Source organism: Nakamurella sp., from assembly GCF_044224575.1.
Taxonomy (GTDB): Bacteria; Actinomycetota; Actinomycetes; order Mycobacteriales; family Nakamurellaceae; genus Nakamurella.
In genome coordinates, this window is the sequence record NZ_JBGAKE010000043.1 from 1 (window position 1) to 8,056 (window position 8,056).

Annotated in this window: 8 protein-coding genes; all 8 read left to right on the plus strand. The window is 71.1% G+C overall.

Features of this window, described 5'->3' with window-relative positions; genetic code table 11:
* Positions 1–508 precede the first annotated feature (508 nt).
* Complete coding sequence (eda, locus tag ACILSK_RS25100) at positions 509–1,174, plus strand: bifunctional 4-hydroxy-2-oxoglutarate aldolase/2-dehydro-3-deoxy-phosphogluconate aldolase (protein WP_395729923.1); 666 nt, start codon at positions 509–511, stop codon at positions 1,172–1,174.
* Positions 1,171–2,037 carry an SDR family oxidoreductase gene (locus ACILSK_RS25105; RefSeq protein ID WP_395729924.1) on the plus strand — a complete coding sequence of 289 codons (867 nt, stop codon included), beginning with the start codon at positions 1,171–1,173 and terminating at the stop codon, positions 2,035–2,037. The genes eda and ACILSK_RS25105 overlap by 4 nt, the downstream gene beginning before the upstream one ends.
* Entirely contained in the window at positions 2,037–3,140 is a 1,104-nt protein-coding gene (locus ACILSK_RS25110; protein WP_395729925.1) for a galactitol-1-phosphate 5-dehydrogenase, read from the plus strand. Before ACILSK_RS25105 ends, ACILSK_RS25110 begins: the two co-directional genes overlap by 1 nt.
* An 8-nt stretch (positions 3,141–3,148) precedes the next feature.
* The gene (locus ACILSK_RS25115) at positions 3,149–4,003 is read left to right on the plus strand and encodes an alcohol dehydrogenase catalytic domain-containing protein (RefSeq protein ID WP_395729926.1); all 855 of its coding nucleotides are present in this window, start codon (positions 3,149–3,151) and stop codon (positions 4,001–4,003) included.
* A 172-nt stretch (positions 4,004–4,175) separates the two neighbouring features.
* On the plus strand, positions 4,176–5,693 hold the full coding sequence (gene glpK, locus ACILSK_RS25120; RefSeq protein WP_395729927.1) for a glycerol kinase GlpK: 1,518 nt from the start codon (positions 4,176–4,178) through the stop codon (positions 5,691–5,693).
* Positions 5,693–6,670 (plus strand): shikimate dehydrogenase family protein, encoded by a 978-nt coding sequence (locus ACILSK_RS25125; protein WP_395729928.1) that lies wholly within the window; start codon positions 5,693–5,695, stop codon positions 6,668–6,670. The genes glpK and ACILSK_RS25125 overlap by 1 nt, the downstream gene beginning before the upstream one ends.
* 51 nt (positions 6,671–6,721) lie before the next feature.
* The gene (locus tag ACILSK_RS25130) at positions 6,722–7,852 is read left to right on the plus strand and encodes a sugar ABC transporter substrate-binding protein (RefSeq protein ID WP_395729929.1); all 1,131 of its coding nucleotides are present in this window, start codon (positions 6,722–6,724) and stop codon (positions 7,850–7,852) included.
* A 28-nt stretch (positions 7,853–7,880) separates the two neighbouring features.
* On the plus strand, positions 7,881–8,056 hold a 176-nt coding region (locus ACILSK_RS25135; RefSeq protein ID WP_395729930.1), incomplete at its 3' end, for an ATP-binding cassette domain-containing protein.

Sequence of the window (8,056 nt, forward strand, 5' to 3'; positions counted from 1 at the left end):
TCCCGGCGCAGCGATTCGGCCTCGAAAAGCCCTTCCAGGCTGGACATCCGGCGCACCAGAACCGGGCCGGCCGGCTCGGCGGTGGCCGCCGGGCTGTCGAAGCGGATGCGCAGCGGCTGCAGCGGCGGGGTGAGGAACGACGGCATGAGGCGGACCTTTCCGAGCACGTGGGAGGAGGGGATGGCTGGGAAGCCTGCCACAGATGACAAGAAATTTGCAAGGGGCCCATTGTAGGCAGAAATTTCTACGACCGGTTCATCTCGCCCCACATCACGCTCCGAAATTTCTACGACGTCTCTTGACATGACTCGAAATTACTGCGAACGTAGTCGCCACCACAGGAAACGCCTTCGATGGAGAGGGGAGTCCGATGAAGCCCATCGCAGTGACCCCCCTCGCGCCTCCGGCGGTTCCCACCGACCTCCGGCCGAGCCCCGTCATGCCGACGACGGCTCGACCCGCCAGCACCGCACCCCAGTCCGCACCGCACCGCCGCGAAAGGGCGAGCATGAATCACGCAGTACTCGAAACGCGTCTCCGCACCGTCGGTGTCGTTCCGGTGGTGACCATCCGGGACGCCGCCGACGCGCCGGCCCTCGGTGCGGCGCTGGCCGCCGGTGGGTTGCCGGTCGCCGAGATCACCTTCCGGACCGACGCCGCCGCCGACGCGATCGCGGCCCTGCGGAGCGAGGTCCCCGATGTGCTGGTCGGCGCCGGCACCGTGCTCGACGTACCCACGCTGCGCCGGGCGGTGACGGCCGGGGCGCAGTTCGCCGTCGCCCCCGGGTTCAACCCGGCGGTGGTCGATGCCGGCCGCGAGCTGGGTATCCCGGTCATCCCGGGCGTCAGCTCGCCCACCGACATCGAGGCCGCCCTGGCCCACGACCTCCGGCTGGTGAAGTTCTTCCCTGCCGAGGCCGCCGGCGGCCTGGCCTTCCTCAAGGCCGTCGCCGCGCCGTACCGGGGCGTGTCCTTCATGCCCACCGGCGGCATCACCCCGACCAACCTGCCCGACTACCTGGCCCAGCCCTTCGTCGCCGCCTGCGGCGGCTCCTGGATCGCCACCGAGAAGGCCATCGCCGACAAGCGTTTCGACGCCATCGCGGCCGCAGCCGCGACCGCGGCCGCCCTGGTCGCGCACGTGCGTCGCCCATCCGAAACGAGGAGCGCATGAGTATCACGATCGACTACACCCCCGACTACCTGGCCACCCCGGGCACCGCCCTGGCCGGCAAGGTCGCCATCGTCACCGGCGCCGCCTCCGGCATCGGCGACGCCGTCGCCCGGGTCTTCGCCGCCAACCAGGCCAAGGTGCTGCTGGTCGACATCGACGGCGACCGGCTCAAGAAGGTCGTCGCCAGCATCCAGGAGGGTGCGGGGGACACCGAGGTCACCGTCGTCGGGGTCACCGCCGACGTGACCGACGAGGCCGCCGTGCAGGGCCTTTTCGCCAGGGCCGTGGCCGACTGGGGCCGGGTCGACCTGGTCGTGAACAGCGCCGGCCGGGACTCGCTGTCCCCGCCGGTCACCGAGGTCACCCTGGCCGAGTGGAACGCCACCATGGGGCCGAACCTGACCGCGGTGTTCCTGATGTGCCGCGAGGCGTTCCTGGTGATGCAGACCCAGCCGGCCGGCGGCCGCATCATCAACATGGGGTCCTCGTCGACCCGCCTGGCCTCCGGGCCGGGACACAGCCCATACCGGGCGTCGAAGCACGGCATGCTCGGTTTCAGCAAGAACATCCTGCTCGAGGGCAAGGGCAAGAACATCGGCGTCACGGTGATGAACCCGTCGCACGTGGCCACCCCGATGACCCAGATCATCGATACGGGCCTGTACGACGGCGACATTCCCGCCTACGTCGACGGCTGGCTGGACGAGAAGGAGATGCGCGAGGGCATCCACGCCAGCTGCATCGACGTCGCCAACGTCGCCGAGGCCGCGCTGTACGTCGCCACCCGGACCCCGGACGTCACCATCCCGACCTTCTCGATGTACCCGACGCACAAGGCCCATCGCTACGGGATGGAGGTCTGATGAAGGCCGTCGTGCTCGACGCCCCCGGCGTCCTGCGTCACGGCGAGGTCCCCGAGCCGCAGCCGTTCGGGGACCGGCCGGTGCTGGTCCGGGTCGGCGCGGTCGGGGTCTGCGGATCCGACCTGCTGCGGGTCGGCCACGGCACCGCCTATCACTACCCACTGGTGCTGGGGCACGAGTTTTCCGCCGTCGTCGAGCAGGTTCCGGCCGGCTCCCGGCTGCGCCCCGGCGACCGGGTCGCGGTCTTCCCGCTGCTGCCGAACCCGGCCGACCCGCTGACCGAGATCGGTGAACCGGCGCTGGGTTCGGGCTACGACTACTTCGGCTCCCGGCGGGACGGCGGGCTGCAGGAACGCCTCTGGGTGCCCGAGCGCAACCTGATCGCGGTGCCGGCGACGATGCCGCTGCTGCACGCGGCGATGGTCGAACCGGCGGCGGTCGCGCTGCACGCGGTGCGCAAGCTCGCGGTGCCGGCCGCCGGCTCCGCCCTGGTCATCGGCGCCGGGCCGATCGGCGCGCTGGCCGCCCAGTGGCTGCGGCTGCTGGGCTGGAGCCGGGTGCTGGTCGCCGACGTCGACCCGCGCAAGCGGGAGCTGATGTCCGACCTGGGATTCGAGACGATCGACGCCGGGGATCCCACCGCCGGGACCGTGGCGCAGGTGCTGGCCCGGACCGGTCGCGGGGTGGACGCCGCGGTCGAGGCCAGCGGCCTGCCGGCCACCCTGCTGCAGACCATCGAGGCCACCGCGCCCCGCGGCCAGGTGCTGATCCTGGGCGACCTCAAGGGCGACGTGACCATCCCGCGGACGCTGATCTCCTCGCTGATCCGCCGGGAGCTGACCGTGTACGGCACCTGGAACTCCACGATCGCACCGGCCGGGCGCAGCGAGTGGGACATGGTGGTCGACGCCGTCGCGTCCGGCCGGATCGCCGTGGAACCGCTGATCAGCCACGCCGCGCCGCTGGAGCAGGCGCCGGAGCTGTTCGCCGAGCTGCTCGGCCGCCGGCAATGGTCGAACAAGGTGCTGTTCGCGGTCGGCGCGGAGGCCCGTGCGGAAGCCGAGACCCGGAGCGGTGCGGCGGACCTGGCCGGTGCGCGATGAGGAAGTCGATGAACGCTGCCGTCTTCCACGAACCCGGCGTGGTGGTGGTCGAGGACCGGCCGGTGCCCGCGGTCGGTCCCGGCGACCTGCTGATCAAGGTCAGGGCCGCCTCGGTGTGCGGCACCGACCTGCGGATCTCCCGGCACGGCCACTTCAAGATCGCTCCCGGGCAGCACCGGGTGCTCGGCCACGAGGTGGCCGGCGAGATCGTCGCCACCGGCGGCCCGGTCGTCGGGTACGCGGTCGGTGACCGGGTCGCCGTCACGCCGAACGTGGGCTGTGGGCGGTGCGGAATGTGCCGGCGCGGGCTGAACAACATGTGCCCGGACTACGAGGCGTTCGGGGTGAGCCTGGACGGCGGCTTCGCCGAGTACCTGCTCGTGCCGGCGTTCGCGGTGCAGCGCGGCAACGTGTTCGGGCTGCCCGCCGGGCCGCCGTTCGGCCAGGCCGCGCTGGCCGAGCCGTTCTCCTGCTGCCTGCGCGGGGTGCAGGCGGTCGGCGTCGGCCCGCAGGACGACGTCCTGGTCGTCGGCGCCGGCCCGATCGGTGCGTTCACCGTCCTGCTGGCCCGGCTGGCCGGCGCCCGCCGGATCCTGGTCGCCAACCGCAGCCGGGGCCGGCTGGACCGGATCGCCGGGTACGGGGCCGACACGCTGATCGAGGTCGGTGACCGGGACCTGGTGGCCGCCGTGCGGGCCGAGACCGGCGGGCGGGGCGTCGATGTGGCGATCACCGCGGCCTCCAGTCCGCAGGTGCAGGCCGACGCGGTGCAGCTGCTGGCCACCCACGGGCGGGTGAACTTCTTCGCCGGCCTCGGCCAGGGGGATCCAGCAACGCCGACTACGCCCAGGCGCTGGAGCTGATCGGGCAGCGGCGGGTCGACCTGTCCGCGCTGGTCACCCGCACCTTCGCGCTGGACGACATCGCCGACGCCTTCGCCTACGCCGCCTCCGGCGCCGGCATGAAGGCCGGGATCACTTTCGGCACCGACGCTTTCGACCAGACATCGGACCTCGAGCAGGCAGGAGCGCGCGCATGAACACCGCCAGCGTCGTCATGGCGATGGACGCCGGCACCACCGGCATCCGGGCCATCCTGTTCGACCGGGCCGGTGCCGTCGTCGCCCAGGCCAGTCAGGAGTTCACCCAGATCTACCCGAAGCCGGGCTGGGTGGAGCACGACCCGGTGGACATCTGGAACACCCAGCTGACCGTCGCGCACAAGGTGCTGGACATCGCCGGCGTCGGCGCCGAGCAGGTCGCCGCGATCGGCATCACCAATCAGCGGGAGACCACGGTCGTCTGGGACCGGCACACCGGGCACCCGGTGCACAACGCGATCGTCTGGCAGGACCGGCGGACCGCCGGCCGCTGCGACGAGCTCAAGGCCAAGGGGTTGACCGACCACGTCCGCCGCACCACCGGGCTGGTGGTGGACGCGTACTTCTCCGGCACCAAGATCGGTTGGATCCTGGACGCGGTCCCCGGGGCCCGGGAGCGGGCGGCCGCCGGCGACCTGCTGTTCGGCACGGTGGACAGCTGGCTGATCTGGAACCTCACCGGCGGGGCCGGGTCAAGCACGGCGGTGCACGTCACCGACTACTCCAACGCCTCCCGCACCATGCTGTTCGACATCAACCGGCTCGACTGGGATCCGGTGATGCTGGCCGAGCTGGACATCCCGCGGGCGATGCTCCCGCAGGTCCGACCGACCAGCGAGGTGTACGGGCACACCGACGAGTCGGTGTTCTTCGGCGTGCGGATCCCGGTGGCCGCCGCGGTCGGCGACCAGCACGGCGCGCTGTTCGGCCAGACCTGCTTCGAGCCGGGCATGGTCAAGTCCACCTACGGCACCGGGGCCTCGCTGCTGATGAATACTGGTGACGCGCCGGTCTTCTCGGAGAAGGGGCTGCTGACCACGGTCGCCTGGGGACTGGACGGGCAGGTGCAGTACGCGCTGGAGGGACTGATCTTCGTCTCCGCCGCGACCATCCAGTGGCTGCGGGACGAGCTGAAGATCGTCTACGACTCGGCCGACACCGAGTACGCGGCCCTGCGGGTGCCGGACACCGCCGGGGTCTACTTCGTACCCGCGTTCGTGGGACTGGCCGCGCCCTACTGGGACCCGTACGCCCGCGGCGGCATCCTCGGCCTGAGCTTCGGGGTCAACCGGAATCACATCATCCGGGCCGCGCTGGAGGCGATCGCCTACCAGATCCGCGATCTCACCGACGCGATGGCGACCGACTCCGGGATCCCGCTGGTCGAGGTCAAGGTCGACGGCGGCGCGTCGAAGAACAACTTCCTCATGCAGTTCCAGGCCGACCTGCTCGGCGTGCCCGCGCTGCGGCCGACCGTGACCGAGTCCTCCGCCCGCGGCGCGGCGTTCCTGGCCGGGCTCGCCGTCGGGTTCTGGGCCGACCGGGCCGAGCTGGCCCAGACGTTCCGGCTGGAGCGGCGGTTCGAACCGGCGATGAAGCAGGCCGACGCCGACCGGCTGCACGCCGGGTGGCTGCGGGCGGTCGAGCGGGTCCGTGATTGGGAGGAGCACTGATGGCGATCACCTTCCGGCCGGCCGAGACGCCGACCTTCTACTTCATCGGGGTGAGCACCGGGTCCTCATCCATCCGCCGGGTCTTCCCGGCCTGGGCCCGGCATCTCGGGCTGGACGCCACCTTGGCCGGGATCGATCTGGCCCTGGACGACGACCCGGCCAACTACCGGGCCGTGGTCGCCGGCATCAAGAACGACCCGCAGTCGCTGGGCGCACTGGTGACCACCCACAAGCTGAACCTGTACCGGGCCGCCGCCGACTTGTTCGACCAGGTCGGCCCGGACACCGACACTCTCGGCGAGGTCAGCAGCATCTCCAAACGGGGCGGGCGTCTGTACGGCGACGCCAAGGACCCGATCACCTGCGCCCTGTCGCTGGACGCCGTCGTCGGTGATGGCTACTGGGCCCGAACGGGTGCCGACCTGCTGCTGCTCGGCGCCGGGGGCAGTTCGCTGGCGCTGACGCTGGCCCTGCACCGGCGGGCCCAGCAAGGCGGTGAGGTGCCGGGCCGCATCGTGGTCAGCAACCGGCGGGTCGGCCGGTTGGCCGAGATGCGGGAGATCCACGAGCGGATCGGCTTCGCCATTCCGATCGAGTACCACCTGGCCCCCTCCCCGGCCGACAACGACGCGCTGGTTGCCGCCCGGCCCGCCGGCTCGGTCATCGCCAACGCGACCGGGTTGGGCAAGGACCGGCCCGGCTCCCCACTGACCGACGCCGTCCGGTTCCCCGCGGCGGCCCGGGCGTGGGACTTCAACTACCGCGGCGACCTGGTGTTCCTCGACCAGGCCGGGGCGCAATCGGACACGGCCGGCGTGACCTGCGTCGACGGCTGGTTCTACTTCCTGCACGGCTGGACCCGGGTGATCGCCGAGGTCTTCGCCGACCAGTTGCCCACCGACATCCCGACCGCCGGGCCCGAGTTCGACGAGCTCTCCCGGCTCGCGATCGAGGCCACCGCCGCCCCGGCGGCCTGACCGCTATCCCCCCGCAGTCCCCTGACAGTGCCGTCACCCGACAGGAGAACCATGCGTCACCACCGAAAGACCCTGCGCCGCAGCATGCTCGCCGCCGCCTGTGCCCTGACTCTGATCGGCACGTCCGCGTGTGCGCTCACCGGCGGTGGTTCGGCGAGCAGTTCGTCGTCCGCGGCCGGCGCGGCCACCGACGCCTCCCTGGCGGCCGGAGCCGGCACGGCGCCCACCTACCCGGCGCCGATCCCGCTGGCCGACGGCGCCGCCGCGTCGCTGGACAAGCTCACCTACGACGGCGGGACGCCCACCATCGCGTACCTGCCGATGGGCACCGAGTTCAACTACCACCTGGCGCTGTACGAGGGCATCAAGTCGGTGCCCGGTGCCGAGAGCTTCATGCTCTCGCCCTATTCCGGCAGCGACCAGGCCGGCCAGCTGGGCATGCTGCAGGACGTCACGTCCCGGCCGGACGTCGACGCCATCCTGCTGATAAGCTTCGACGAGCATTCGCTGGCGCCGCTGGTCCAGAAGGCCGTGGACGCCGGCAAGGCCGTCATCATCATCAACTCCGACATCCCCAACTACCCGTCGCCCGTCGACGGAGTGGTGGGTGTGTCCCAGCGGGTGGCCAACAAGAAGCTGGCCCAGTACGCGGTGCAGCACTCGGACGGTTCCCCGCGGCAGGTCGGCATCCTCAACGGGGAGCCGAGCTACCTGGACACCGAGCGGTCCGGCGGCTTCATCGACGGGTTGGCCGGCACCAACTGGACGGTCAAGACGCAGATCAACGGCGGCTGGAGCGTGGAGAAGGGCAACACCGCGGCGATGGACCTGTTGCAGGCCAACCCCGACGTGACCGTCCTGTACGCGGCCAACGACTACATGGCCGAAGGGGCCGCGCTGGCGGTGAAATCGCTGGGCCGTACCGATGTGCAGGTCTACGGCTACGACGGTGACACCGCGGCGATCGAGGCGATCGCCAACGACGAGGGCATCACCGCCACCACCAACACCGACCCGGTCGCGATGGGGGCGATGGCCGCCCAGTACGCCATCGACCTGCTCAACAAGAAGGCCCAGGTCGGCTACGTGGACGCGCCCACCGAGATCGTGACCAAGGACAACGCGGTCACGGTCCTGCAGAACCCTGACGGGCTGTTCCCCAAGCCGTCCAAGGACTACTGAGCACTACCGGCCGGAAGGGAGAACGACCATGACGGTCGAGGCGAGCGGGCCTCCGCTCTGGGAGCTCCGGGACATCACCAAGGTGTTCCCCGGGGTCCGGGCCAACGACGGCATCTGCATCACCCTGCAGGCCGGGGAGATCCACGGATTGCTCGGGGAGAACGGCTGCGGCAAGTCCACCCTCATCAAGATCCTGTCCGGGGT

Excerpts from the sequence above, each read along its gene's own strand:
- eda (WP_395729923.1), top strand. The coding sequence starts at position 509 with ATGAATCACGCAGTACTCGAAACGCGTCTCCGCACCGTCGGTGTCGTT.
- ACILSK_RS25105 (WP_395729924.1), top strand. The coding sequence starts at position 1,171 with ATGAGTATCACGATCGACTACACCCCCGACTACCTGGCCACCCCGGGC.
- ACILSK_RS25110 (WP_395729925.1), top strand. The coding sequence starts at position 2,037 with ATGAAGGCCGTCGTGCTCGACGCCCCCGGCGTCCTGCGTCACGGCGAG.
- ACILSK_RS25115 (WP_395729926.1), top strand. The coding sequence starts at position 3,149 with ATGAACGCTGCCGTCTTCCACGAACCCGGCGTGGTGGTGGTCGAGGAC.
- glpK (WP_395729927.1), top strand. The coding sequence starts at position 4,176 with ATGAACACCGCCAGCGTCGTCATGGCGATGGACGCCGGCACCACCGGC.
- ACILSK_RS25125 (WP_395729928.1), top strand. The coding sequence starts at position 5,693 with ATGGCGATCACCTTCCGGCCGGCCGAGACGCCGACCTTCTACTTCATC.
- ACILSK_RS25130 (WP_395729929.1), top strand. The coding sequence starts at position 6,722 with ATGCGTCACCACCGAAAGACCCTGCGCCGCAGCATGCTCGCCGCCGCC.